The organism is Halomonas sp. 111, from assembly GCF_052379685.1.
In the GTDB taxonomy this organism is placed as follows: Bacteria; Pseudomonadota; Gammaproteobacteria; order Pseudomonadales; family Halomonadaceae; genus Vreelandella; species Vreelandella citrativorans.
This window is the reverse complement of the sequence record NZ_JBQSYV010000001.1, coordinates 111,516-138,312: the sequence shown is the minus strand read 5'-3', so window position 1 is coordinate 138,312 and position 26,797 is coordinate 111,516. Positions and strand designations below refer to the sequence as shown.

Genomic DNA, 26,797 nt, shown 5'->3' with positions numbered 1-26,797 from the left:
TTGGCCGAGGATGTGTGAAAACGTTAGATGAGTCCTGAGCCAGCCAAAAGTGATCACGAATGGTGCTCTCTCGCTCATTCTGAGGCTTCTCCATTATAAAACTGCTCTAGTGTTCGCGTACGGCAACTCTATTCTGTAACGTTCGGGTGTTTTCACACAGCCTCAACCGATAACTGACAATGCTAGAACCGGTGATATAAATTTTAATTAGCCTCCATCCCGCTAACCCGCATAACCTCCCTAACCACCGCATCATTCAAAATCCCCCGTTTGGCTTCCACTAGGGTCAGCCATTCGCGGGCGCGGGTGATGCCGGTGTAAATCAGCTCCCGCGTCAGAATCGGGTTGGGCGTTTGGGGTAGCAGTAGTGCGGTGTGCAAAAATTCCGAACCCTGGGATTTGTGTACCGTTATCGCGAATACTGTTTCTACCGCGTGCAGGCGGGAAGGCAGCACCCAGCGGATGGGGTTTTTCGTATCGCTGGTCGGAAAGGCGACTCTATATAAGGTTCTTCCTACGCCGCGCGGGTCGGGTACTGCTAGCGTAATGCCTATATCGCCGTTCATTAGCCCCAGGCTGTAGTCGTTTTGCGTGACCAGCACCGGGCGGCCTTCATACCAGCCTTTCTCTAGTTCGATATCGCTTGCGCTTAATAGCGTGTGGCTGCGCAGTACCTTGGCGATGCGTAAGTTCAAGCCTTCTACGCCCCACGGCCCTTTGCGCAGTGCGCAGAGCAGTTGGAAGTGGCCGTAGGCGTTTAGTACGTCTCTGGCCCAGGTGTCGTAGGCGCCTTTGTTTTCCTCAAAGGCTAGCGTTACCTCGGGGCGCTGTTGATCCAAAACCGTAAGATAGTGCCGGTAGCCCGTGGGCGGCGCTATTTCTTTATTGGTTTTCTTATCAAGGCGGCCTTTACCGGCACAGGGGAAGCGCTCTGGGGAGCCGGTCACCACCAGGCGCTCCAGGGCGCTGTCATTCTCCCCGCCTAGCACCAAATGATGCAGGTCGGCGTAGCCGTGGCGCAGGGCGCTGTGTACGGCGTTCTGTTTATCGCGCTCGCTAAGCGTGGCGCTTAACGGCTGGTTAATCGCCTCGGCCAACTGACCAATACCGCTGGCGGCGTCAAAGCGGTGACTTACCCGCAGCATGGTAATCGCTTGGTCGAGGGGTTGGCCGTTGGGGCTGGTTAGTGCTTCGGGCAGCGGGTGGCCGGTAAGTTTGGCAAGCCACTCGGCGGTTTCTGGCGTGTAGTGGGCGGCCTCGGCGCGGCGGCATAAGTCGCCGAGCACGGCACCGGCTTCCACAGAAGCCAACTGGTCTTTATCGCCCAGCAGCACCAGCTTGGCGTGGGCGGGCAGGGCGCTTAACACGGCGGTCATCATTTCGATATCGACCATGGAGGCTTCGTCGATCACCAGTACGTCCAACGCCAATGGGTTGTTGGGGTTGTGGCGGAAGTGGCGGGTGTCGGGCCTGGCGCCTAGCAGGCGGTGTAGGGTGGTGACTTCGGTGGGGATGGAGGCACTTAGTTGTTCAGTGCATGAATCTTCGCCGAATGAATTCGGCTCCCACAATTCACTCTGCTCCCATAGCGCTGCAAGGTCTTCGATAGGCAACTGGCTTACCTGCCCGGCAATGGATTCATTAAGGCGGGCGGCGGCTTTGCCGGTGGGGGCGGCTAAGCGAATGCGTAGCGCCTGCGTTGGCGAATGGGCCAGTTGCAGGGTTTGCAGAAGGGCGAGCAGGCGCACAACGGTGGTGGTTTTGCCGGTGCCGGGGCCGCCGGTAATAATCGCAAAGTGGCTGCGCGCCGCCAGCGCGCAGGCGACCTTTTGCCAGTCCAGTGTGCCGTTGTCGGGGAACAGGGTGTTCAGGGCTTGTTGGAGTAAATTGGGGTGACTAGCGTCACCCTTCGCCCAGTGAACTGGGCTCCCACAAGAGCTGCTTAGTGCAGCATCGTCTTCAATGGCAAGCCGCGCTTTAATTTCCTGGTGCAGGGTTTGTTCGTACTGCCAGTAACGGCGTAGGTAAAGCCGGGTGGTGTGCGGGGTGTCAGCGCGTACCAGCGGCGTGTTGCCGTGGCCGTTGCTGATCAGCGTGGGGTGCTCAAGCGCGGCCTGCCACTCGGCAAGCGTTAGCGTGGCTAATACCTCGCTGGGTAGCGGCGGCGGGTCGCTTAGGTCATCGCCTTCGGGCGGTAGCGAAAGGGCGAAATCCGGTGCGTTCAGTGTGGCGTTTAAGTCCAGGCACACATGGCCTCGGCCCAACTGATGGCTGGCAAGCGCGGTAGCCAGCAGAAGCAGCGGCGGCACCTGGCCTCCCTCGCGGGCGAAGAAGCTGACCAGCGCGCGGTCCAGGTCGCGTAGCCAGCCTCTGGCGACCCAGCGCTCGCAAAGCGCCATTAGGGTGTCCGTATCGTTCAGCGCAGGGTGCCGTTGGTGGCCAGGTGCTACTGTGCTGTTACGCGGTGTGGCAGGCACAGACTCGTTTTCGCCGAACAGGTCCAGGGTTTGTGAATCTTTCATGCCGTTTCCTTAAGGCCAGCGCCGTTGGCCGTGCCTGCAAATAACGCATCCAACGCTTCAATCAGCGCCACCGGGGCGGGCTCGGGGTGTACGCCGCGTGCAGGCGTACGGCTGCCACGCAAAAATACGGTCAATGACCCGCCCAAATGGACGTGTGGGTCGTAGTTGGGCAGGCGGGCTTTTAATAGCCGGTGCAGCGCCAGCAGGTACAGCGCGGCTTGTAGGTCGTAGCGTTTTTCCAGCAGTGCGGCACTCAAGGCATCAACGGTGTAGGCGCTGTCGTCTGCACCCAGGTAGTTGGATTTCCAGTCCAGCACATAAAAGCGCCCATCAAATTCAAACGCCAAGTCGATAAAGCCTTTGAGCATACCGTTAAGCGTATCGGCATCCAGCGCGGGCCGGGCAAGGCCGGGAAGTAAGTGCTGGCTAACCAGCGCATCCAGCGCCTGCGTATCCACCTGATGGGCAGCAAACCAGAACTCTAGCTCTACCTGATAACCGCTTAGCTGTTGAAGCGCCACGGCACTTTGCTGGCCGGGAAGCGGCAGTTGAGTGCCGAGCAAATCCTCAAACCAGCCTGCCAGCGGTTCATACCACGCTTGCCAGCCGCGCAGTTGCAGGCGGCGGCGCAGAGTGTCTTCACGGGCGGCGGCGTCTTCAAGCGCCTTGGCAAAGCCCAACTGGCCTGCCCATTCCAACAAGCCGTGTAGAAAGGTGCCAGGGCCGGGGCCGCGAGGGAAACGGTGCAGGTGGCTTGCGTTTGCACTCGGCTGGTCGCTGTCAGCGGGCAATGGGGAGTGAGTGGTTACACTCGCCATGGGCTGCCCGGTCAATGGAGAACCTTGCAGCAGGTCTTGCGGTTCATCCAGCACTTCAAACGTGGTGGCTTCCTGGGGCGTGGTGGGTTCCGGCGTGGGGGCAGCGGTGGATAGCAGCCCTGAAATGCCGCCCGTGGTGCGCAGCGCCGAGTAGCTGGCGATCCACCACTGCTCGCGGGCCGGGCGCGTGGGCGTGCGGGCTTGCCCCAATGCTTCTTGCTGCTGGGCGGGCGTAAAGCACAGTGCAGTAGGGGCTGGCGCAGGCTCTAGGGCGATGTCGCTTTTATGGACCAGCGCGGCAAGCGCTTCGCCGAATATATTGGGCGCAATGTAGTTACCGCCGTTAAGCAGGTAACCCAGGGCGCTGCCTTCGCCATCCTTTAACGGCGCAAGCCCCAGCCAGGTGGCATGGCGGGCGCGGGTAAGTGCCACGTAAAGCTTGCGTAAGTCTTCGCCTAAACGTTCGCGGTCGGCGGTGGCGAGTGTTTCTGCATCGGCGCTTAGGCTTAGCTGTAAATTGCCTTCGCCATCGTGCCAGCGCAGCGGCACATCGCCTTTTTTGGTGGGGCGATGGTTGGCAATAAACGGCAGAAAGACCAGCGGGTACTCAAGCCCCTTGGATTTATGGATGGTCACGACCTTGACCAGGTCCGCATCGCTTTCCAGGCGCAGTTTGTGGCTGTCGCCGTGGCTTTCCGGGTCAGCAATCGCTTCCGCCAGAAAGCGAATCAGCGCGTGCTCGCCATCCAGTTCCTGGCTTGCCTGCTGAAGCAGTTCGCCCAGGTGAAGCAAGTCGGTTAGCAAGCGCTCACCTTCGGTCAACGCAAGCAGTCGGGCAGGAATGTCGAAGTCCACCATTAGCTTGCGCACCAGCGGCAGCACGCCCTGGCGCTGCCACAAGCGGTGGTAACGGCTGAACTGCTCTACCCGGGCCTCCCAGGCAAGCTCACTCTCGTTAAGGTGATCAAGCTCGCTAAGGCTCACCCCAAGCAGCGGCGTGGCAAGCGCTGCGCGCAGCTTGGCTTCCGCCTGGCGGGAGTTGGCCTGGGATTCCGCACAGGCGCGCAGGCAGGTTTCCACTTGCTGGGCGATAGATGAGCTAAATACCTTGTCGTGATCCGAAAGATAAACGCTTTTAACCCCACGGCTGGCAAGCGCCAGGCGAATAGCGCGGGCTTCCTGCAGGCCGTTCACCAGCACCGCCATATCTGAAGGCTTGAGTGGGGTGAGTTCGCCCTCGGTTTTAAAACCCGCTTGCCGCTTGCGACCCGCTTCCAGCAGGGCGGTCATGTGGGAAGCGCAGCCTTCGGCCATTTCAAGCTGGTAGGCGGTTTTGGAAAGCGGCTCGTCAGCCGCCATTTGCCACAGCGTCATGGCGGGCAGCGGCGCGTCGTTCAACACCAACTGGTCGGCGCGGCCTTTGGCGTCTACCGGTAAAAACGGCAGGGGGTTCTCGCCGCCTTGTTCACGAAATAAAAACGCGCCTGCTTCGTGCTTGTCGGCGTAGTTAAAGCAGTGGTTAACCGCGTTGACCATCGCAGCACTTGAGCGAAAGTTAGTGCCCAGCGTAACGTGGCGGCCATCGGTGTCGTGGCGGGCTTTCAGGTAGGTGAAAATATCTGCGCCACGGAAGGCGTAAATGGCCTGCTTGGGGTCGCCAATCAGCATCACGGCGCTGTCGCGGCGCGGTGTAGCAACGTTATACACCGCGTTAAAAATGCGGTACTGGATTGGGTCGGTGTCCTGAAATTCGTCAATCAGCGCGACCGGGAACTGGCGCTGGATTTGGGCGGCCAGCGCTTCTTTATTGGGGCCTTGAAGGGCGCGGTCCAGGTGCGTGAGCAGGTCGTTGGGGCCCATTTCAGCGCGGCGCTCCTGCTCGCGCTCCAGGCGCTTGCGGCACCACTGCACGGCGTGAATTAACAGGTCGTTGCGCGGCTCGGGCAGGGCATTAAGCTCGCCAGGCAGGTGGGCGAGCGCTTCCCACACCGCTGGGCAGGGCGGCGTGCCCACTTTCCAGATATCGGCCATGCCCTCAGGCGTCATGCGCCGCCAGGCGGCATCGGTAAGCTGGGGGCGGTCGGCATCGCTGGTGCACCAATCGCGCAGCGCTCCTAGCCAGTTGGCGCGGCTTTTGGCGTTAAAGCTTTGGCCCTTAAAGGCTTTTTGCTGGGCAGCTTCTTCCAGCGCGGGCACCACATCGTTCAGCCATGCCGCCCAGGGGGCTTTTAACGCGCTGAGTTTGGCGGCTCGGGCGGCCTGGCAGTTCGTCAGCGTTTGCAGAGGTGCCGGGCGTTGTTCGCCCAGCGCGTCGCACTCGGGCAGCAGGCGCTGCAAGCTGGCGTGCAGGTCGTCGGGGGATTGCCAATAGCTAACAATGCTTTCCAGCGCGTCGCTCTCAAGGGCGTAGTAAAAGCTGCGCCAGTAGTCGCGCACGACGTCTTGTTCTAGCTCGCGTTGGTCGTTCTCCAGGTTCAGCGAGAACAGGCTGCCGCTATCGAAAGCGTGTTCGCGCAGCATGCGATAGCACCAGCTGTGAATAGTGGAAACGGCGGCTTCGTCCATCCACTCGGCAGCCAGTGCCAGGCGCCGTGCGCAGGCGGGCCAGGCCGAGGGTGGGTACTCACTGCGCAGCTCAAGCAGCAGTTTATCGCCTGCGTTTTCATCACTGCGAAAAATCTCAGCGGCTTCCACCAGCCGGTTACGAATCCGCTCGCGTAGTTCCTGGGTCGCGGCGTTGGTAAACGTGACTACGAGAATTTCCGGCGGCGTGAGCGGGCGGATAAAGGCGTTGTCATCCTCTTTGCTGCGCCCACCCAATACCAGGCGCACGTATAAAAGCGCGATGGTGAAGGTTTTGCCGGTACCGGCGCTGGCTTCGATCAGGCGGCTGCCGTGCAAGGGCAAGCTCAGTGGGTTGAGTGGGGCGGGATGGCTCATCACTGGTCTCCAGGAGCAGGCGCTAGCAGGCACAAAAACAACACGCCCCGGATGGGGCAAATAGGGGCGGCTGGAGAACTATATCGCGATGACCCTTAGGGAGCAAAAAGCAGCGAGCAAAAGGCACAAGCGAGCGGGTTGGGCTGGGAGCCAGCGCCATCACCTGATAATCTTGTCGGCTAGCCACTTTGCGGGCGACCGGTTTACGCTACCGCGGCTTCTGTTCACGTTGATGATGAGACTTCATGCTGACCTCGCTTCTGGATAACGACTTTTACAAAATCACGATGCAGAATGCCGTGATTAAACGCTTCCCGTATGCCCATGCGCGCTACGCTTTTATTAACCGTGGCGCGCATGCCTTTCCAGAAGGGTTCGGCGCTGCATTACGCCATGAAGTCGATAATATGGCGGCGCTTCGCTTAAACGACGAAGAGAAGCGCTATCTCGAAACAACCTGTCCTTATTTGGACCCCACTTATCTCGATTTTCTGGCCGGGTTTCGTTATGACCCCAGCGAGGTCATTATCGAGCAGCAGGGGGCGGACCTTTCCGTGGTGATTGAAGGCCCGTGGTATCGCACCATCCTTTGGGAAGTGCCGTTGATGGCGCTGATCAGTGAGCTTTGGTATCGGTTGCGTGGTATTACGATTACCCCTGAAGCGGATGCGATGATCGAGCAGAACGCCCAGGAAAAAATCGAGCTTTACCACCGCATGGGGCTCAAAATCGCTGAGTTTGGTACGCGTCGGCGTTTCTCTTTTAATGTTCACGACCGTGTGGTGGGCGCGCTTCGCCATCACGGCGGCGAGTCGTTTACCGGCACCAGTAATGTGCTGTTGGCGATGCGCCATGACGTGAAGCCGATTGGTACGCACGCCCATGAGTGGTTTATGTTCCACGGTGCCCGGTTTGGTTTCAAAATGGCCAATAGCCTGGCCCTGGAGCATTGGGTGGATGTGTACCGGGGCGACCTTGGCATTGCGTTAACCGATACGTTTACCTCGCAAGCCTTTTTCGACAGCTTCGATAAGAAGTTTGCCAAGCTGTTCGATGGCGTGCGCCACGATAGCGGCGACCCTATCGACTTTGCCTCACAAACCATCGCGCACTATGAGCGCCTGGGCATTGACCCGCTGAGCAAGACGATTATCTTTTCCGATGCGCTCACTCCGGAAAAAATCGAGCGCATTCATGCGTTCTGCAAAGATCGTATCGGCATGGCGTTTGGTATTGGCACCAACTTCACCAATGATGTGGGCGAGGAGCCCATGAACATGGTGATCAAAATGGTCGAGGCGCGCCCTGAGGGCCAGGGCTGGCTGCCGGTCATCAAGCTTTCCGATGTGGCCGAAAAGAACACCGGCGACCCCGAAATGATCTCGCTGGCCAATCGAATACTCCTGGTTAACCACCCGCATTAAGCGAAGCGCACCTCCTTTTACCGAGCAGTGCTACTCTTTCACCGCACGGTAGAGCGGCAGGTAAAGGGCATCTGCCAGGGCGGAGAAGCGGAGGGCGGGGTTAGCCCCTTTCTGGTTACCCTCGTTAAACAGCGCTTCAAAGTTGGGCCATTGGCGGGCGAGGTAGGCGCTTTGCGCTACTTCGCCGGTTTGAAAGCGCCCGCCTTCATAGGTGCTTGCCGCTGCGCTAAAGGCGTCGCTATCGGCGGTGCTGTCCACCGTTCCCTCTTTACTCAGCCAGGCAAATGCTGCTTGCGGAGCAAGGGGCAGCGGCATGGTCATTCCTTCTTTCCAGCACTGCAAAATAGTCGCTAGATGGCCCTGGGCGGTATCCGCTGCTAGCGGTTCAAAGCGCGCATGGCCCGCCTTGGAAAGCAGTTGTGTGGTCATCGGCGAAACCGCATTGGCAGCCAGGTGGGCCACCCAAGGGCGCAGTAGATGCTGCCAACGGTACTGCCCACGGCCACGTGCATTGCTAATCAAGCTGTTACTCACCAGCAGCAGGCGGCAGCGCTTGCCGCTCTCATCCGTGCGCAGTTCGTTAATCCAGTCGTTGACCGAAAGTTCGAGGGCGTTAAATGCGACCGCTTGAGGGGCTTCTACTGCAATGGGCCACTCTTCGAGCGCTTCCCGATAGGCATCAAACAGCGCTTGCATGGGCTCGGCCAGCGATTCGCTCATGCGCTCGCCAAAAGCGCCTACCGCTAGCACGCCTTGGCCCTTGATGCGCTCAAGCGCGGCAAACATGGCGTCTTCACGCGGCTCGCCGTTGTCTACCGCGTGGCGCTGGGCGGCAATCAGTTGGTCCTGCAGTTGCCAGTGCTGTAGGCCGTTAAGCACAAATGGTTCCACGTCCAGCTGGATCAGCACCTCCTGCTCAAAATACACGCCCAAGCGGGTGTTGAAGAACGCCTTGGCCGGTTCGCGCAGGAAACTGCCTAGCTGGGCAAGCGTTAGTGGAACGTCCTGGTTAAATTCGAGCAGGGCGCTTTGCTGTTTATTTAGGTTTTCCTGTGAGGCGAGCAGCGCGTGCTGTTCGTGGGCATCGCGCCATTCATGTACATAGGTAAAGAGCCGGGCCTGGGAGGCTGAACTACCGGGCTGGGTAAAATAGCGATGGCTAAACGGTTGCAGTGGATGCTCGGTGGTCAGCGCTTCAATCAGTGGCTCGTCAGCCTGGCGTTGGCTTACCCAGCCTGCCGTCAGGTGATCGCGCAGTTGGCCGACCAGTACGGAAGGCGGCATGGGGTTGTTGTCGATCTGGCTGCGGCCCACCCAGCTGATATAGAGCTGCTGGCGCGCCGACAGCAGCGCCTCCAGAAACAGGTAGCGGTCATCCTCCCGGCGCGAGCGGTCGCCGGGGCGGTAGTCGCTGCCCATCAGGTCAAAATCCAGCGGCGGCTGGGAGCGTGGGTATTCGCCGTCGTTCATGCCCAGCAAACACACCCGCTTGAAGGGAATGGCGCGCATCGGCATTAACGTGGCGAAGTTGACCGCCCCGGCTAAAAAGCGCTGAGAAAGGCTGTGCTCATCAATTTGCGAGAGCCAGTGCTCACGCACCATGGAAAGCGGCAAATCGTCATTCAATTTGGCCTCTTCGGTGCTGTCGAACAGTTGCTGAAGCGCGCCTTCCAGCTTGGTCAGCATCACGCTCTCTGCTGCGTCATCGGTAAGGAAGTAGGTTTCCAGCAGTTCACGCAACCGAATGACCCAGTTGGCGGCGGTGGTCGGCTGGCAAAAAATCTCCCACGTGGTTTCCAGCTTCTCAAGCAGTGTTGCCAGCGGCCCGGCAAGCGAGGCTTCAAGCCCGCCGATGTCATCAAACGGCTCGATACCCTGCCACGCATCCGCCACGCCCACGGTGTAGCCCAACAGTAAACGGCGCAGGCCAAACGCCCAGGTGTTCTGGCTTAAGCCCTGGGGCAAATCAAGCCGGGTGCGCTGCTGGGCGTTTAAGCCCCAGCGGATGCCCGCACCCTCAATCCAGCGGTTTAGTGTGGGCAAATCGCGCTCTTCAATGCCAAAGCGAGCGCGCAGGGCGGGCACGTCTAACAGGTCGAGCAGGTCGCTCACTGAGAGGCGCAGCTCGGGCAGGCGCAAGAGCTTTTCCAGCGCAATCATCAGCGGCAGGCGGTGGCGGCTGGCCTGGTCTGAAAGGGTGTAGGGAATATAGCGCGGGTCGTCGCGGCCAAGCGTGCGGTAGCTTGAGCGGTACTGACCAAACACCGCTTCAATATGCGGCGCGTAGCGGTCAATGTCCGGCACCATAACGATGATATCTCGCGGGCGCAGCTCGGGGTCGGCGCTGAACGCAGCCAGCAGCTGGTCGTGAAGAATCTCCACTTCGCGCTGGGGGCCGTGGGCGATATGAAACACAATGGAGTCGTCGTGGGTTGCATCAACCGCAGGCCAGGTCGTTTGGGTTTCGGCCACTGGGCGCAGCTCGCGAATATCATCCTGAAGCTGGCTGAGCAGGCAGGCGTGTTCGGGCGTGCTGAACGGCTCGAACATATCAATACGCAGCGCCTGTTGCTCAAACAGGGTTTGGTAGTTGCCCGCATCGTCATGCTCATCCAGCAGGCGCAGATAGTCACGCCCCTGCTTGCCCCAGGCTGCCAACAGCGGTTGGGCATGCAGATGCAGCGCGCTATCTACATCGCCGTCGCCGAGTACGTCCAGCGCTTCGGGCATGCCCGTTTTACGCTGTTGGCGGTAGCGGTTGGCGCGCAATAAATCCTTGTGTTCGATGATGTCCGCCCAGTAATACTGGCAGGGGTTATGCACGCACAGCACAATTTGGCAGCAGCGCGAAAGTGCTGCCAGGGCTTCCAGCGTTTGCTGGGGCAGCGAGGAAATCCCAAAAATAATCAGCCGACGCGGCAACCCCGGCGGGCACGCCTGGCCTTCCAGCTGTTCGGCAACCTCTAAAAAGCGGCTATGCACTTGGGCACGGCTGCTATTAAGCCCGGCCTCGCCCTGGGAGGCGGCAACATCATCACGCAGGGCGCGCCATAGCTCGGGCTGCCAGCGCTGGTGTTCATCCAGCGGGCGCGCTTCGCCGCGTGCAGTAATGAGTACATCTTCGCCCCGTGCCCAGGCGTCTAGCCAGTCGGCGCGGTACACTTGGTATTGGTCGAATAAATCCGCCAGGCGCTCGGCCAGTTGATAGTGCTTGCGCTGGTCGCGGTCGGTTTCCAAAAAGCGCGCCAGCGGCGCAAAGGCGGGCTTCTCAGCGAGGCTGGGCAGTAAGCGCAGCAAGCGCCAAACCAGGCGCGACTTATCAAACGGTGAGGTTTCAGGCACCGCTTGGGCATCACCGGTAATATGCGTTAACACCGTGCGGTAGGCCTGCCATAAAAAGCGCGCAGGCAGGGTAACGTTCAGCGCCGCCGCAATGCCCGCGCCGCCCTGTGCCTGGTCTTCCGCCAGTGCCAGCTTCAACCACTGCCCGATGCCGTTGCTCTGCACCAGAATCGTCTCGTTCTCAAGCGGCCCTAACGGATGAAGGCGCATCCACTCCACCGCTAACCCGCGCAGGTCTTCAAGGCGGTTGGCATGCACCACCATAAAACCCGGCGTAAGAGACGATGTATTGGCAAGCAGCGAGGGTGACGACATGCGGCGGTATTTCCTTCAAGGCAGTAGCGATAAGGTACAGTGCTTAAGACACAGTACTTAAGACTACTATGGTGCCATAGGTTAAACGTATTGCGAGATGCTGAATAACACCTCAAGCTGTGTTTCTTAAATCGTGAATAACGCAAGAGAGTCCCCCATGACCGATACACCAAACCATACTCGCCGCCATTCTGCCCCGGTGGTCGATGGCGTGGGTAAAGCCGCCAGCCGTGCCATGCTGCGCGCAGTAGGATTTAACGACGCTGATTTTAAAAAGCCCCAGGTGGGCGTGGCCTCTACCTGGAGCATGGTGACGCCGTGCAACAGCCATATTGGTGAGCTTGCCGAGCAGGCCCGAGAGGGTGCCGATGCCGCAGGCGGTAAAGGTGTGGTCTTCAACACCATCACCATTTCCGACGGTATTGCCAATGGCACCGAGGGCATGAAGTACTCGATGGTCTCGCGGGAGGTGATCGCGGATTCCATTGAGACCGTTGCGGGCTGTGAAGGCTTTGATGGCCTGGTGGCAATTGGCGGCTGCGACAAAAACATGCCGGGCTGCGTAATGGGGCTGGCACGTTTGAATCGCCCCAGCGTGTTTGTATACGGTGGCACCATCATGCCGGGCAAAGGGCACACTGATATCGTCTCGGTGTTCGAGGCCATGGGTGCTCACTCGCGGGGCGATATGGATTTGATTGAGCTCAAGCAGATCGAGGAAACCGCGATTCCTGGTCCCGGTTCGTGTGGCGGTATGTACACTGCCAATACCATGGCATCGGCCATTGAAGCGCTGGGCATGAGCCTGCCGGGCAGCTCGGCACAAAACGCCATTTCCCAGGAAAAACGTGACGACTGTAAAGCGGCGGGCGAGGCGGTGCTTGAGCTGCTGGCGCGGGATATCAAACCTTCCGATATCATGACCCGTAAGGCGTTTGAGAACGCGATTACCGTGGTGATTGCGTTAGGCGGCTCTACCAACGCGGTGCTGCATCTTATCGGCATGGCGCGCACTATCGATGTTGAGCTGACGCTTTCCGACTTTACCGAGATCGGTAAACGCGTGCCGGTAGTGGCAGATCTTCGCCCCAGCGGCCACTACATGATGAGCGAGCTTGTGGCGCTTGGCGGTATTCAGCCGCTGATGAAAAAACTGCTGGAAGCTGGCCTTCTACACGGCGACTGCCTGACGGTCACCGGGCAAACACTGGCGGAAAACCTGGCAGGCGTTGAAGCCTATCCGGATGACCAGAAAATTATCGCGCCGCTGGATAAGCCGATTAAAACCGAAAGCCATCTGCGGATTCTTTATGGCAACCTGGCGCCGGAAGGTGCGGTCGCTAAAATTTCCGGCAAAGAAGGCACGCGCTTCTCCGGCACGGCGCGGGTGTTTGGTTCTGAAGAAGAAGCTCAGGCGCGCATCAATGATGGCACCGTGGTGGCAGGCGATGTCGTGGTTATTCGCTACGAAGGCCCCAAAGGTGGCCCGGGTATGCGCGAAATGCTCACACCGACGTCGGCCATTATGGGGCGCGGCTTGGGCAACGACGTCGCGTTGATTACCGATGGCCGCTTTTCAGGCGGTAGCCACGGTTTTGTGGTCGGCCACGTAGCACCGGAAGCCTTTGATGGCGGCCCGCTGGCGCTGGTGGAAAATGGCGATCTCATCACCATTGATGCCGAAGCGGACACTATTGAAGTGCAGCTAAGCGATGAAGAATTGGCAACCCGCCGTGCCGCGTGGCAACAGCCCGCACCGCGCTATACCCGCGGTGTATTGGCCAAATATGCACGGCTGGTAAGCTCAGCAAGCACCGGTGCCGTTACCGACCAAAGCGAGTAAGTGACGCTGGCGGCCCGGCCATTCGCGCCGCGCCGTCGTTACGGAACACGCCTATATGCGGTTTGGTGGCGTGCGACGATACGTTTACCGAATTTTGTAGCGCGTGGTAAGCGCCAGCGCACCCGCGGATGCAGCGCGAAGCGGTGCTGGGGTTAGGTGGCATGGCCCGGGTGGCTTGTCATCACTGCGTAAAATGCAGCGGGTAGCCTAGGCACTTTCTATTACGCAAAAGAGCCTTCCGCTATGGCTGAAGAGAACAATTTACGCACGCGCGTCAGTGAAGTCTTTAAGGTTTTTCTATGGCTTGGCCTGACCTCTTTTGGTGGGCCGGTGGCGCATCTGGGCTATTTTCGGGCTGAGTTTGTGGAGCGCCGCCGTTGGCTTTCGGAGGCTGCCTATGCGGACCTGGTCGCGCTTTGCCAGTTTTTGCCAGGACCCGCCAGCAGCCAGGTGGGTTTTGCGCTTGGGCTAATGCGCGCGGGCCCCTGGGGAGCCGCGATGGCGTGGCTGGCCTTTACGCTGCCTTCTGCCATTGTGCTGGTGCTATTTGCGTTCGGGGCGACGGTGCTGGATGGCCCGATTGTCAGCCGTATTATTCATGGCTTGAAGATAGTGGCTGTGGCCATTGTGGCCCATGCGGTATGGGGGATGGCGCGTAACCTGTGCCCGGATAAAACCCGCACGGGCATCGCGCTACTGGCCGTGTTCACGGTGTTGTTGGTCAGCGGGCCGCTAGGGCAGGTGGGCGCCATTGTGTTCGGTGGCTTGGCGGGGTTCCTGCTATGCCGCGAAGCTGTGACTGCCACGCCAAGCGAAACACTCCACTTTGCTGTGTCGCGCTCAGTTGGTGTTATCGCACTGGGGCTGTTCGCTGGGCTACTGATTGGGTTGCCGTTGCTTGCGGGAAGCGCCGTTTGGCTTGATATTGCCGATGCCTTTTATCGTTCAGGCGCGCTGGTATTTGGCGGTGGGCATGTGGTGCTACCGCTCTTACAAGCGGAAGTGGTGGAGTCAGGCTGGATAACGCCGGATGCATTTTTAACCGGTTACGGAGCGGCACAGGCCGTGCCGGGGCCGCTGTTTACCTTTGCCGCGTATCTTGGGGCGTTACTGCCTGGCATTAATGGCCTTGTTGGGGCGCTAGTGGCCTTGCTGGCTATCTTCATACCGGGATTTTTACTGCTGGTGGGCGTGCTGCCCTTCTGGAATCGCTTTCGCCAATGGGGCAGCGCTCAGGCATTAATGCGTGGTGCCAATGCCGCAGTGGTGGGGATTCTGGGCGCTGCGCTTTACCAGCCGGTGTGGACCAGCGCGATTATCGGACCGTATGAATTTGCCTTGGCGCTTAGCGGCTTTTTACTGCTTTCCGTGTGGAAGCTGCCTGCCTGGGCGGTTGTGATTGTGATTGCGCTGGGCGGTCTTTTGATACCGGTTTAGTAGATAATGAGCCAAAACCATACAAAAACGCCTCGCTTAAGCGAGGCGTTCGTGGTTTAAAGGGCTAATGGCTGCTCCTATGGCGCCTCCAGCTCTAACGTGCGGCGCAGAACATTGAGCTCGTCAATGTTCAGGTGCTCAAGCCTGCCGGCGAGCAAGTCGCTAATCTTCTGTACTGGAAGCCCTGCCTGGCGGGCAATTTCCCGGCTTCCTAGATCTGATACTGCAATTAAACGCGTGATAATGCGCATTAGGCGCGTGCGTTTTTCTAATTCCCTGACATCGAGGTCAGGGCTGCTTCGCGGAGGATCCAGCGTTTCTGCGTGAGCAGTTGAGTATGCCGTACTCATGAGACTCCATCAGTCTGAAATGACAAGGACACAATGCCGCCAACGCAGGTGCATTTCAATATTTAATTTGATGAAAATTTCGCGACACTTGCGAACACCCGCTTGCGGCTTGGCTCTGGTAAACTATGTGCCTTATTTTAGCGTGCACGGCTGCTTCTGGCGTGCGGTACTTTATCGTTTTTTTATATGGCCACTGGCCGGGGAGAAATGGCATGTCGTCGAATAGCGCACCCAAAGTGGGCGTCATTATGGGGTCCAAATCGGATTGGCCGGTGATGGAGCATGCGGTGACGATGCTGGAGCGCTTAGGCGTTGCCTATGAAACGCGTGTGGTCTCTGCCCACCGAACGCCTGACCTGTTGTTCGACTATGCGAAAAGTGCCGCTGAGCGCGGTTTACAGGTAATTGTGGCCGGTGCAGGCGGTGCCGCCCACCTGCCCGGTATGGTGGCCTCACAAACGCCGCTGCCGGTACTGGGTGTGCCGGTTGAGTCCAAAGCGCTTAAAGGCCTTGATTCACTGCTCTCGATTGCGCAGATGCCCGGCGGTATCGCCGTAGGCACACTGGCGATTGGTAAGGCCGGTGCGACCAACGCGGGCCTGCTGGCCGCACAGATTGTGGGCCTTCAGGATAGCGCTGTGCGTAACGCGGTTGAGGCCTTCCGTGCAGAGCAGACTCAACTGGTACTGGATAACCCGGACCCGCGCCCCGCGCCGGATGCTGAGTAAAAGGAGCCCCCATGAACTCTGGTACGACAAACATCGGCGTTTTAGGCGCAGGCCAACTGGGACGTATGCTGGCGCTGGCGGGCTACCCGCTAGGCAATCGGTTTACGTTCCTGGATACCACAGGTAACCCAAGTGCGGGCATCGGCGAGGTCATTGTCGACCCGGATAATCAGCACTTGGCTGAGTTTCTCGCCAAGGTGGATGTCGTGACTTACGAGTTCGAGCATCTGCCGGTGACGCTTGTGCAGGAGATCGAAAAGCACAAGCCGGTGTATCCGAGCAGCCGAGCGATCGAGGTCTGCCAAAACCGGGTTGAAGAGAAAACCTTGTTTGATCGCTTGAACATCCCGACGCCTGCTTACCGTGTGGTTGAGAGCGCAGAGCAACTGGAAGCGGCCGCTCGCGAGCTTGGCTGCCCGGTGGTGGCAAAGTCCGTCACGGAAGGTTACGACGGCAAAGGTCAGGCGGTTTTAAAAGCGCCAGAAGAGGCGGCTAACGCTTGGCAGAGCATTGGCCATACGCAGCTGATCGTTGAAGCGTTTGTGGATTTTGTTCGCGAAGTTTCGATGATTGCTGTACGCGGTCGCGATGGCGAGGTGGTTTTCTACCCCATGGCGGAAAACCAGCACGTAGGCGGCATTCTGCGTTACTCGGTGGCGCCGCTGCCCGACCTGGACGCCCAGGTGCAGCAAACGGCTGATACGTATATTCGTGCGCTGCTGGATGAGCTGGATTACGTGGGCGTGCTGGCGCTTGAGCTGTTCCAAACCCGCGACGGCAGCCTGCTGGCTAACGAGATGGCGCCACGCGTGCATAACTCCGGCCATTGGACGATGGATGGAGCGGTTACCAGCCAGTTCGAGAACCATCTACGCGCGGTTCAAGGATTACCGCTTGGCAGCACGGCGGCCATTGCGCCCACCTGTATGGTCAATGTGATTGGCCAGGAAGGCGACAACGTGGCCATGCTCAAGCTTGCCAATACCCATATGCACCGCTACGACAAAGCCGAGCGGGCAGGGCGCAAGCTGGCCCACGTTAACGTGGTGGCGGCTACCCACGCTGAACTGCTGGAAAAGGTGCGCGCCTGCCAGGCACTGATACCTGATGCGCCGGCGGTTGAGTGGAGTTTTGAGCGCTCATTATAGATAAGCGTTAATAAGTCACTGAAAAGGCGCCCCACGATGTAAGGCGCCTTTTTTTATTCCGGTGTTAAGCTCTTTTTTAAGACCGTTTTAAGCTCTGTTTAAAGTCTCTCGAACCAGCTTGAACGTTTACCAACCCAGCACAATACGCCCGCTCAGCAATAGCCACAGCGCGATTAACGCAAAGTGCCCAGGGTACCAGGCCAACCAAAGCCTGCGAGGCATGGCAAACGTTACCACAGGCACGCGTTGAGCCAAGCCAGCAGCCAGTATCAGGACCACGACACAGGTGCCCACCGTAAACGATTTTGCCATATCCGAGGCGTTCATTTGTCCGGCAACCCAGAGTACGGGAAAGGCGGCTAAGCCTGCCCAAAGTCGCGCCTGAAAATGGGTGCCCGCTTGGCTAAGTGAATGCATGGCAAACATGAATAGCGGAATCAACAGTAGACCGTTGTGGCCGTACTCCACCCAGAAACCGAGCAGGTACCATACCGTGACGCCCACCGCTGTGCCCAACAGCAGCCAGCCAAACCCCAGCGTTTGCTGTTGGTAGTGCTGCCAGCCTTGGCGCGCCAGTGTGCCCAAGGCCAGGCCACTGGCCAGCGTAAAGCAGACGTTAAAAATCAACGCATCCGATGCGCGTGGCATCATCATATAGGGGAGTTGCGCTACCAGTCCGATAACCAGAATACGCCGTGAATAGCGCATTGGGTTACGGGTATTAAACAGCCCGTGCCAGGCGACCATGGCGGCAAACAGCGGAAAGGCAATCCGGCCAATAGAGGAGCCTGCCCAGCTAAAATCCCCAGGCAGTACATAGCGGGTAAGGTGGTCTACCGTCATGGTAATGAGCGCGAGCCACTGGCCCCAGCCTGTCCAGTAGGAAGACGGGCGTCGGTCGATGTCTGGTGTGGCGCTAAGGGTTGCTGCCATAAAACCTCCCTGTTTTTATGACTAAATTACGGTGATAGCGAAATGACGTTTCATCGCTATATGGGTTATATCGGCTATATGCACATGGAGAATGATACAGAGACTCTTTCACGCTGACCTGGTTCATTCCAAGGGGCAGCGTACTTGTTAATGGGCCTGCGTACCTGGTTTTTAAGCCGCTGATGAAAGGAGAAAAAAAGGCAAGGGCATAAATAAATCACCCCGGCAAAGGCCAGGGTGATGGGGCAGTCACTACGTTATGTGATTACTCTTCGCCAAAGTAGCGAGCGTGAATCTCATCGTAGGTACCGTTTTCTTGAAGCGTTGCGAGGGCTTCGTTGAATTTTTCAGCAAGCGCTTCATCACGCTGGCGGAAGGCGATACCAAAGCCGTCACCAAAGTACTCTTTAGGCTCAGTGATTTTTTCGCCCACAATGGTGTAGTTGGCGTCTTCGTTTTCAACCAACGTTGACTGGCCGATTGGGAAGTCGAGGAAGACGATATCCAGACGCTGCGCGTCCATGTCCAGCACCATATCATCGGCGGTGGAGTAGCGGCTGATATCGGCCACGCTGCCGTAGTTATCTGTGACGTAGTTGTCCTGAAGTGTGCCGCGTTGAACGCCGATGGTCAGGCCTTCAAGGGTTTCTTCATTGGCTTCGTCGATATCCAGGTCGCTTGCGGCAAACCAGGCAGACGGCATGGTGATGTAGGGGTCAGAGAACAGCACCTGCTGGCGACGCTCATCGTTGATGGTCATGGAGGACATGACGGCGTCGTAGTTGCGTGACAGAAGACCCGGAATAATGCCGTCCCACTCCTGCTCGATCCACTCGCAGGTCACGCCGATCTCTTCACACATGGCGTTGCCCAGCTCGATATCAAAACCGGTCAGGTCGCCTTCAGGGGTGCGGAATTCCATTGGGACATAAGGTACATCAACACCAATACGCACCTGATCATAATCACGTGCCTGGGCGGAAGAGGCCGCAGCAACAGCCAAACCAATTAAAGAAACTGATAGCAACTTTTTCATTATTTAACTCCGTTGTAAAACAGGTTCACCCGAGGTGATCCTCTTTAACGTAACCCAGGTTGGGGCCGGCGGAAAGAGGAAAACGCCCTGTGAACCAACGTTTGTTTGACGTTCGCTCGTCATCGAACCGTTTACGGGGTTTGTGGCTTTAAGTGCGCAAGTAATTTCTTCTCTAAAAAGCGGAAGAAAAACAGAATGGCAAACGTTAAGCACAGGTAAATAGCCGCGACAAACAGGAAGGGCTCAAACGGCGTATAGAACCGCGAATAGACATAGCGAGCCGCTCCGGTCAGGTCCATTAAGGTGACCACGCTGGCTATCGCGCTGGCATGAAGCATGAAAATCACTTCATTGCCGTAGGCGGGCAGAGCGCGACGAAATGCGCTGGGGATAATGATCCGGCGCATCATCAGGCTTTGGGACATGCCGTAAGCGCGTGCCGCTTCAATTTCACCCTTGGACGTTGCCTTGATAGCACCCCGGAAAATCTCTGTGGTATAAGCCGCCGTGTTAAGGGTGAAGGCGATCAGTGCAGGGTAGAAGGCCTCACGGAAGATCGGCCACAAAAAGCTTTCCTGGATGCCATCAAAAAACACCACGCCATAGTAAATAATATACAGTTGGACCAGCAGCGGCGTGCCACGAAACACGTAGGTATAGGCATACACGGGCAGGCTGATCCATTTACGCCGTGAGCTGCGCATAATGGCAAGCGGCACCGCCAGCACCAGCCCGATTACCAGCGACAGAAACACCAGCTGTGTGGTGGTGACAAGCCCTGTCCAGTAGTAGCCCATTGTAGTGGGGGTGAAGATCAGATTGCCGGACAAAAGGTCATTAAACCATGCGGAAATATCTAGCATGTCACTGCTCTCCAAAGCCGATGTCGTAGCGCTTTTGTAGCCGGGCAAAAATCCACTCGGAGACGCTGGCAATCAACAGATAGGCAACGGCTACAGGGATTAAAAACACAAACGGCTCATGAGTCGCTCGGGAGGCTTCAGCGGCCACGCGAACCATATCGGTCAGGCCGATTACCGAGACGAGCGCGGTGGTTTTCAGCAGCACCATCCAGTTATTGGAGAGCCCGGGCAGCGCATGGCGCATCATTTGCGGGAAACGAATGCGGCGAAAGACCAGTGCGCTGCTCATCCCGTAGGCTTTGCCTGCCTCAATTTGACCGTTATCGACGGCCATAAAAGCGCCCCGGAAGGTCTCGCCCATATAGGCACCAAAAATGAAGCCAATGGTCAGTACGCCCGCGGCAAAGGCGTTGAAATTAATGTAAATATCAATGTCGTAGCTGTAGTAAAGAATATCACTAATCGCGTTAACACCGATTTGGCCGCCGTAAAACAGCAGCATCATCAAGACAAGGTCTGGCACGCCGCGAATCAGCGTCGTGTAAACGGTTGCCGTGCCGTGCAATAGCCAGTGGCGCGACATCTTGGCTGTGGCGGTGAGAAGGCCTAGCGCGATGGCTAACAGTAGCGATAAAACCGCTAGTTGAACGGTGACCCCGGCACCTTCGATCAAACGGGGGCCGTACCCTTGCAAATCCAGCATGGTCGCCTCGCAGATCAGTAGTTAGGAGTAAGAAACTGTTTCAGTCGGGACGATTGGGGGTTGCCTAATACATCATCTGGCGCCCCGGCTTCCTCTACCAAGCCCTGGTGAAGATAGATCACCTTGCTTGAGACATCGCGAGCAAAACTCATCTCATGGGTAACCACCACCATGGTACGCCCTTCATTGGCCAGGTCGCGCATGACTTTCAGTACGTCGCCGACAAGCTCCGGGTCCAGCGCCGAGGTCGGCTCATCAAACAGCATAACCTCTGGGTTCATGGCCAGTGCCCGAGCAATCGCGCCGCGCTGCTGCTGGCCACCTGACATTTGCGCCGGGTAGGCGTTGGCGCGGGCGGTTAGCCCCACACGCTCAAGCAGCGCGTGGGCTTGTTCGATCGCCTCTTTTTTAGGAAGGCCGAGCACATGGATAGGCGCTTCAATTATATTTTCAAGCAGCGTCATGTGTGCCCAGAGATTGAAATTCTGAAACACCATGGAAAGCTTGGCACGCATTTGGACAACCTGTTTCCAATCGGCTGGCTCGCGTCCGTGCCGGGTCACCTTAAAGCGTATCGGGTCGCCGTGAAGGATAATCTCGCCCTCATCCGGCTGCTCTAACAGGTTCATACAGCGCAGAAAGGTACTTTTACCCGACCCTGAAGCGCCAATTAGCGTGATGACATCACCTTTTTGGGCTTCGAGTGAAAGGCCTTTCAGAACTTCCGTATCGCCGAAGCGCTTTTTAATATTACGCACTTCCAGGGGAGTAGCGGCCATAAACATAGGCTCCAGTACAAAGTTGCCGCGGTAGCAACGTGTTGAGTTAACGTAGGCTAAATGCGGCTGGCGCGAAAAAAGTGGCGATTCTATCAGGCTCAGCGAAAAATGCGTGCTTTCCTTATACGATAAATGTAGGAAGGTGGCCGTAAGTGATACGCGTGTGCCTCGATATTATCTCCATGTTGTTGTTATTAAATAACTATTAAACTTATTTTGCGGTTTGACTTGAGGAGTGAGCCGGGACCACCAAAAGCGCCGCCCGCGCACCCAACGCCACGTTGGCATTAGGAAATACGACATGTAGCGGCGTCTCGCCCACCACGAAATCGCCTGCCACGCTATCCTGGGCCAAACGCGTGCCGGGCTCAAAACGGCTGAAGTTGGGCATGTCAGCATCAACGTAGAGCGTAAAGTCCTCCGCTTGGCGCTTAAGCTCATGCTCTACCTGAAAGAATACCATGCTCGCGGGGTCTTGCTGGGCAGGCGTTTCGCCTTTGCTGAGCGACGTAAGCAGCGCGCCCATGGGGATTAGCGATGCCCTGTCATTTTGCCCGAAAGGGGCGACGCGGCCTAGCTCAAAAGTAAACGCTTGAGCGCCATGGTAATGCTTGCTGTAGTGCGAGAAGGTCCAGCTTGTCTGGTGTTGATGAAGCACGGCCTGCATGCCCGCAGCCGCAAGCCACTGCCACTGCTCCGGCAGGGTTGCAGTGTTAGCAAACGGCTCGACAACAAAAATCGGGTAGAGGCTTTCACGAATGGCGGTGTGCAAGTCGTAGTGCAACCTGGGCCGCGCGGCATGAGTTTCATAAAATTGGTCTACCGCAGCCATTAGTTCACGTGCGCGTTCTGGCTCCTCACCGCTGCCCGTTAAATTACGCTTAAAGAGGCGGTTAAGGTTGGTTGCTATAAACCGTTGCTGAGCGCGTAGGGCGGGGATATTACCAAGGATGACCAGTACGGGAGCACCCAGTGGGGTAGTGCCTGCTTCCAGGGCGCTTAGCCACTCACCGAGTAGTTCAACCGGGGCCGTTTCGTTGCCATGAATCGCCGCTGAAAAAACGCAGGCATAGGCCTCTGGCTGCGGCGTATGGGGGATAAGCTCCATAATGCCGGGGGCATGAAACCGATAAGTACCGCTTGGAAATTGGCCGCTACGCTGTACGGGAGGGTGCCCATCAAGGGTCCAGTCAAGCCAGTGATTCAGCATTATCGGCCTCTTGTTATTGGTTGGAAATTCACACGCTATCTTTAACATGCTCAAAAACGTGAGCAAGCATTAGCGTCGTGGTTATGAAAATGGCGGGCGCTCGAGTGTAAGACGGTACCTAAAACGCTCACGGTGAGTGGGCGTTTTAATAGGAAGGGCGCTTTGCCGCGCACTTTTAGGATTCAATGCGAGGAACCAGCCGCTGCTTTGTATCAGCGTAAGGTGAAAATCGAAGAGAGCAGGGGAAAACATTCGCTTTTCGCTGCTGCAGGCTAGGCTATGTTGTAGTCATTCCCTAACCGGAATGCCATTAACGTAGCTAAAACGCAGTCCAAAGGAGTAAGCAATGACAAAGGTACTGGTACTTTACTATTCCATGTATGGGCATGTTGATACTTTGGCCAAGGCCGTTGCAGAAGGGGCAAGGAAAGTTGAAGGCGTAGAGGTAACCGTTAAGCGAGTACCTGAAACCATGCCCGCAGATGCTTTCAAAAATGCCGGCGGTAAGCAGGATTACGATACGCCCGAAGCGACTCCCCAGGAACTGGCCGATTACGATGCGATTATTGTTGGTACCCCAACCCGCTTTGGCAATATGACCGGCCAAATGCGCACCTTTTTTGACCAAACCGGCGGCTTATGGGCTAACGGCACCTTGCGTGGCAAAGTGGCGAGTGTGTTTACCTCAACAGGTACCGGCGGTGGCGATGAGATGACGATTACCTCCACGTGGACGACGCTTGCCCACCACGGCATGGTGATTGTGCCCGTCGGTTATGGCATTGAAGAGCAGTTTGATATTTCCGAAGTCAGCGGCGGTAACCCTTACGGAGCGGCGACTTTGGCAGGTAGTGACGGCTCCCGCCAGCCAAGCGAGCGTGAACTGAAGCTTGCGCGCTTTCAGGGCGAGCACGTTGCAAAAATTGCTGCGAAGCTGGCGGAGTAACCAACCGCCAATAAAAAGCCACCCCGTCGATAATTATCTGCGGGGTGGCTTTCCTATGGCGAAGGGATTACTGGCTTAAACGTTTGGCAATCGCGCGGCCCAGGCTTTCCGTGGTGCCTTGGCCGCCAACATCACGGGTGACCACTTGGCTGTCACCTTCGCGAAGCACGTCTTCAATGGCCGTCACCATCGCATCAGCGGCTTCTTTATAGCCCAGGTGCTCAAGCATCATGGCACCAGACCAAATTTGACCAATTGGGTTGGCGATACCTTTGCCTGCAATATCCGGTGCGCTGCCGTGTACCGGTTCAAACAGGCTGGGGAATTTGCCTTCGGGGTTAATGTTGGCCGAAGGGGCAATGCCGATAGTGCCGGTACATGCTGGCCCCAGGTCGGAAAGGATATCGCCAAACAGGTTGCTGCCGACGACCACGTCAAACCAGTCCGGATGCAGTACAAAGTTGGCGGTCAGAATATCAATATGGAATTTATCGACATCAATCTCCGGATACTGCTTGGCCATTTCCAGCACGCGCTCGTCCCAGTAGGGCATGGTGATAGAGATACCGTTGGATTTGGTGGCCGAGGTGAGCTTTTTACGCGGGCGGGTTTGTGCCAGATCAAACGCGTACTTAAGCACGCGGTCAACACCTGTACGCGACATCACGGTTTCCTGGATGACAATTTCGCGCTCGGTGCCTTCAAACATCTTGCCGCCGATGCTTGAGTATTCGCCCTCGGTGTTTTCGCGCACCACGTAAAAGTCGATATCGCCCGGTTCACGCCCAGCAAGCGGGCTTTTAATACCGGGCATTAACTTGCAAGGGCGCAGGTTGATGTACTGGTCGAACTGGCGGCGAAACTGCAGCAGCGAGCCCCAAAGGGAAATATGGTCGGGCACTTTGTCGGGCCAGCCGACCGCGCCGTAAAACAGCGCATCGAACCCTTTTAGCTGTTCAAACCAGTCGTCCGGCATCATTTGGCCGTGCTCCAGGTAGTAGTCGCAGCTGCCAAATTCAAAGGTCGTGAACTCAAGGTCGATATTAAAGCGCTTGGCTGCGGCTTCAAGGGCGCGAATACCTTCGGGCATGACTTCGGTACCAATGCCGTCGCCAGCGATCACTGCAATACGGTGGGCCATTTGGATTCCTTGTTATTAAAAAAGATGAGCGATGAACGCAGTGTAGCCGCTATCTGAGTGATAATAATCAGGCTACTATTCAAGCTATTGTTGCCTGAAAGTGGAGAATCCATGTCGGCGCTAGACGATCTTGCATTTTTTCAGCAGTTAGCACGTGCAGGAAGTTTGACAGGAACGGCGCGTGAACTGGGGCTTTCGCTGTCGGCGGTGAGCAAGCGCTTAAAGCAGCTAGAGGCGCGGTTGGGCGTGGAGCTTGCCGCACGCACTACTCGGCGGCTGACACTCACGGCAGAAGGCGAACGTTATCTCTCCCGCGGGGCGCTGATTCTGGATGAGTTGGGGGAGCTTGAGAACTCTCTCAACGACACACATAAGCATGGGCTTAGCGGACGGCTGCGGGTTAATGCCACCTTTGGTTTTGGTCGGCAGCACATTGCGCCGCTGCTCTCCACCTTTTGTGCAATGCACCCAGCGGTTGAGGGATGGCTGGAGCTCACCAATTTCCCGCTTAACCTGAGCGATCACGGCTTTGATGTCGGTATACGGATTGGTGAGCCGCCGGATTCCCGTTTGATTGCTCGGCCAATTTTGCCCAATCGCCGAGTGCTGTGTGCTGCGCCTGGTTATATCGCCCGTATGGCACCATTGAACGCGCCTGGCGACCTTGTGCGCCAGGCATGCCTGGTGATTCGTGAAAACGATACGGACTTTCCCCTTTGGCGTTTTGAGCGCTGTAATGACCCTGGGTGTGTTCAGTCAGTGAAGGTGAGTGGGCGGCTGGCCAGTAACGATGGAGAAGTCATAACTCGGTTGGCCCTGGACGGACACGGGATAATGATGCGCTCCTGGTGGGACGTAAACGAGCACTTGGCCAGTGGGGCGCTGGTGCCGCTGCTGCCTGAATGGCAGGGCGTGCGGGCCGACTTTTATGCGGTATTTGAGCAGCGCCGCCATGTGCCCACGCGGTTACGCGCATTTATTGAGCATGTGCAGCGTGACATAAGCGGGCGAGTGCCGCCGTTGCCAGGCCTCGGTCTCGATGAACGACGGTGACCGGCTCATCACGCACTGACACGCTCGGTCAGAAACCATTGGATAAAATAAGTATCTTGTTAGGGACTCAGTTCTGGGTATGTAGCAAGGCCTTTGGCGAGGCGAGCACCGCGACCGGGGAGGGCCGCGGCGCATCCTTGCTACGTTAAATGGTTGCGATGCGTTGGCATAAGATGCGCACTTATAACGTAAGCTGCGCTTTAATAATTGGCCAAGCGGGTTCGCCGTCGGTGTTCGTTACATCGGTAAGCATGGCTTCTACCCGCTCGGGGTGATTGCTGATCCACTCCTGGGCTACCTCGGAAAGCGCACGCTCGTCTTGGCCAAACGCTTGGATCATCCAGCTTTGTTCGTCAGCGGTGAAGCTGAACTGCTCAAAAAACGTAGTGATATTGGGGTTGGCTTCAGCATAGTCGGCGCGCAGCACGGTAAGTACCTCACTTTCACCGTTGTTTTCACCGAACAGGTTATCTGGATCCTCCAAGTAACGCATGGGTAACTCAAGGTTCATCCAGTGAGGAGTCCAGCCGACCCAGACCACCGCTTGTTCACGCTCGATAGCATCGCGAGCGGCGGACAGCATGGCGATTTCGCTGGTATCAACCAGGCGCCAGTCACCCAGCTCCCAAGCGTCATTATCAATGGCGTCATGGAGAATTTCGCTGGCCGCCGAGCCAGCGCCAAAGCTGAGAATCTGACCGTTAAACAGGTCGCGGTTTTCGGCAAGGTCAGCAAAACTTTGAATGCCGCTCTCGTAAATATAGGTAGGCACCGCCAGCGTCATTTGCGCGCCATCAACGTTGTTCGCCACATCAATCAGCACGCCTGACTCTTTGCGTGGGGTGAACATGTCACGCTGAGCAGGCAGCCAGGCGCCCAGAAATACATCGATATCACCGCTCTCCATACCCTGATAGATCACCTGCAGGCCAATCTCTTGCGCGCGGGTTTCATAACCCAGCGGGTTTAACAGCTGTTCGGCTATTTCCGTCTTTACGGTAATGCCAGGCCAAGCGGGAACACCAAAATCAAGTGTTTGATCATCGCCGTGCGTGGTGGACGCAAAGGCAGCGGATAAGAGTGCTGTGGCTACCAACGGCATGCTGGGTGAGAGGCGTAGGCAGGTTTTCATTGAGATCTCCTTGCTGAGTTTTTATATCGCGCGGGGCGGTTTATGAGTGGCGTGCCAACACACGCAGGCGAGAGGCGAGCATGTCGCGGTCCAAATACGTGCCCTGGAGGTGACGAGCGCCGCTATCAAGGGTA

General features: G+C 57.4%; 19 protein-coding genes. 7 read left to right on the top strand and 12 right to left on the bottom strand.

Annotated features, from left to right (window positions below; all coding sequences use genetic code 11):
• Window positions 1-203 precede the first annotated feature (203 nt).
• Window positions 204-2,522 carry an exodeoxyribonuclease V subunit alpha gene (gene recD, locus ACT3T7_RS00635; protein WP_444629752.1) on the bottom strand — a complete coding sequence of 773 codons (2,319 nt, stop codon included), beginning with the start codon at window positions 2,520-2,522 and terminating at the stop codon, window positions 204-206.
• Window positions 2,519-6,280 (bottom strand): exodeoxyribonuclease V subunit beta, encoded by a 3,762-nt coding sequence (gene recB / locus ACT3T7_RS00630; protein ID WP_444629751.1) that lies wholly within the window; start codon window positions 6,278-6,280, stop codon window positions 2,519-2,521. Before recB ends, recD begins: the two co-directional genes overlap by 4 nt.
• Window positions 6,281-6,525: 245 nt before the next feature.
• Between recB and pncB the strand changes: the two genes are divergently transcribed.
• Window positions 6,526-7,704 carry a nicotinate phosphoribosyltransferase gene (gene pncB / locus ACT3T7_RS00625; protein ID WP_192528190.1) on the top strand — a complete coding sequence of 393 codons (1,179 nt, stop codon included), beginning with the start codon at window positions 6,526-6,528 and terminating at the stop codon, window positions 7,702-7,704.
• 30 nt (window positions 7,705-7,734) lie between these two features.
• Here pncB and recC read toward each other — a convergent pair whose 3' ends face one another.
• The gene (gene recC / locus ACT3T7_RS00620) at window positions 7,735-11,361 is read right to left on the bottom strand and encodes an exodeoxyribonuclease V subunit gamma (RefSeq protein WP_444629750.1); all 3,627 of its coding nucleotides are present in this window, start codon (window positions 11,359-11,361) and stop codon (window positions 7,735-7,737) included.
• Between the two features lie 157 nt (window positions 11,362-11,518).
• Here recC and ilvD point away from each other — a divergent pair, with 157 nt between their 5' ends.
• Both ilvD and chrA read left to right on the top strand, forming a co-directional pair.
• Complete coding sequence (gene ilvD / locus ACT3T7_RS00615; RefSeq protein ID WP_193057069.1) at window positions 11,519-13,204, top strand: dihydroxy-acid dehydratase; 1,686 nt, start codon at window positions 11,519-11,521, stop codon at window positions 13,202-13,204.
• Between the two features lie 243 nt (window positions 13,205-13,447).
• Window positions 13,448-14,641, top strand: coding sequence for a chromate efflux transporter (gene chrA / locus ACT3T7_RS00610; protein WP_444629749.1), 1,194 nt, complete (start codon window positions 13,448-13,450; stop codon window positions 14,639-14,641).
• Between the two features lie 77 nt (window positions 14,642-14,718).
• Here chrA and ACT3T7_RS00605 read toward each other — a convergent pair whose 3' ends face one another.
• On the bottom strand, window positions 14,719-14,991 hold the full coding sequence (locus ACT3T7_RS00605; protein WP_018918645.1) for an XRE family transcriptional regulator: 273 nt from the start codon (window positions 14,989-14,991) through the stop codon (window positions 14,719-14,721).
• 212 nt (window positions 14,992-15,203) lie between these two features.
• On the opposite strand from ACT3T7_RS00605, the gene purE reads away from it, so the two are divergent.
• Together purE and ACT3T7_RS00595 are read left to right on the top strand one after the other, a co-directional pair.
• Window positions 15,204-15,719: a 5-(carboxyamino)imidazole ribonucleotide mutase gene (gene purE / locus ACT3T7_RS00600; RefSeq protein WP_087108461.1), complete on the top strand. Its 516-nt coding sequence runs from the start codon at window positions 15,204-15,206 to the stop codon at window positions 15,717-15,719.
• An 11-nt stretch (window positions 15,720-15,730) separates the two neighbouring features.
• Complete coding sequence (locus tag ACT3T7_RS00595; RefSeq protein WP_444629748.1) at window positions 15,731-16,867, top strand: 5-(carboxyamino)imidazole ribonucleotide synthase; 1,137 nt, start codon at window positions 15,731-15,733, stop codon at window positions 16,865-16,867.
• A gap of 126 nt (window positions 16,868-16,993) precedes the next feature.
• On the opposite strand, the gene ACT3T7_RS00590 is transcribed toward ACT3T7_RS00595, so the two are convergent.
• The 6 genes from ACT3T7_RS00590 to ACT3T7_RS00565 form a co-directional block, all read right to left on the bottom strand.
• Window positions 16,994-17,800 carry a TraX family protein gene (locus tag ACT3T7_RS00590; RefSeq protein WP_193057386.1) on the bottom strand — a complete coding sequence of 269 codons (807 nt, stop codon included), beginning with the start codon at window positions 17,798-17,800 and terminating at the stop codon, window positions 16,994-16,996.
• 265 nt (window positions 17,801-18,065) lie between these two features.
• Window positions 18,066-18,836, bottom strand: coding sequence for a transporter substrate-binding domain-containing protein (locus ACT3T7_RS00585; RefSeq protein WP_444629747.1), 771 nt, complete (start codon window positions 18,834-18,836; stop codon window positions 18,066-18,068).
• Window positions 18,837-18,967: 131 nt separating this feature from the next.
• Complete coding sequence (locus ACT3T7_RS00580; protein WP_193057385.1) at window positions 18,968-19,699, bottom strand: ABC transporter permease; 732 nt, start codon at window positions 19,697-19,699, stop codon at window positions 18,968-18,970.
• Between the two features lies 1 nt (window position 19,700).
• Window positions 19,701-20,402: an ABC transporter permease gene (locus ACT3T7_RS00575; RefSeq protein ID WP_087108472.1), complete on the bottom strand. Its 702-nt coding sequence runs from the start codon at window positions 20,400-20,402 to the stop codon at window positions 19,701-19,703.
• Window positions 20,403-20,416: 14 nt separating this feature from the next.
• Window positions 20,417-21,187, bottom strand: a complete 771-nt coding sequence (locus tag ACT3T7_RS00570; protein WP_407647909.1) for an ABC transporter ATP-binding protein — start codon at window positions 21,185-21,187, stop codon at window positions 20,417-20,419.
• A 205-nt stretch (window positions 21,188-21,392) separates the two neighbouring features.
• Complete coding sequence (locus ACT3T7_RS00565; RefSeq protein ID WP_441678250.1) at window positions 21,393-22,391, bottom strand: succinylglutamate desuccinylase; 999 nt, start codon at window positions 22,389-22,391, stop codon at window positions 21,393-21,395.
• Between the two features lie 346 nt (window positions 22,392-22,737).
• Between ACT3T7_RS00565 and wrbA the strand changes: the two genes are divergently transcribed.
• A complete protein-coding gene (wrbA, locus tag ACT3T7_RS00560) occupies window positions 22,738-23,337 on the top strand; it encodes an NAD(P)H:quinone oxidoreductase (protein WP_087108478.1) in 600 nt (199 codons plus the stop codon).
• Window positions 23,338-23,404: 67 nt separating this feature from the next.
• Here wrbA and ACT3T7_RS00555 read toward each other — a convergent pair whose 3' ends face one another.
• Window positions 23,405-24,478, bottom strand: a complete 1,074-nt coding sequence (locus tag ACT3T7_RS00555; RefSeq protein WP_193053912.1) for a tartrate dehydrogenase — start codon at window positions 24,476-24,478, stop codon at window positions 23,405-23,407.
• A gap of 111 nt (window positions 24,479-24,589) precedes the next feature.
• Between ACT3T7_RS00555 and ACT3T7_RS00550 the strand changes: the two genes are divergently transcribed.
• Window positions 24,590-25,531 carry a LysR family transcriptional regulator gene (locus ACT3T7_RS00550; protein ID WP_444629746.1) on the top strand — a complete coding sequence of 314 codons (942 nt, stop codon included), beginning with the start codon at window positions 24,590-24,592 and terminating at the stop codon, window positions 25,529-25,531.
• Window positions 25,532-25,712: 181 nt separating this feature from the next.
• Here ACT3T7_RS00550 and ACT3T7_RS00545 read toward each other — a convergent pair whose 3' ends face one another.
• A complete protein-coding gene (locus ACT3T7_RS00545) occupies window positions 25,713-26,663 on the bottom strand; it encodes an ABC transporter substrate-binding protein (RefSeq protein WP_444629745.1) in 951 nt (316 codons plus the stop codon).
• Between the last annotated feature and the right edge of the window lie 134 nt (window positions 26,664-26,797).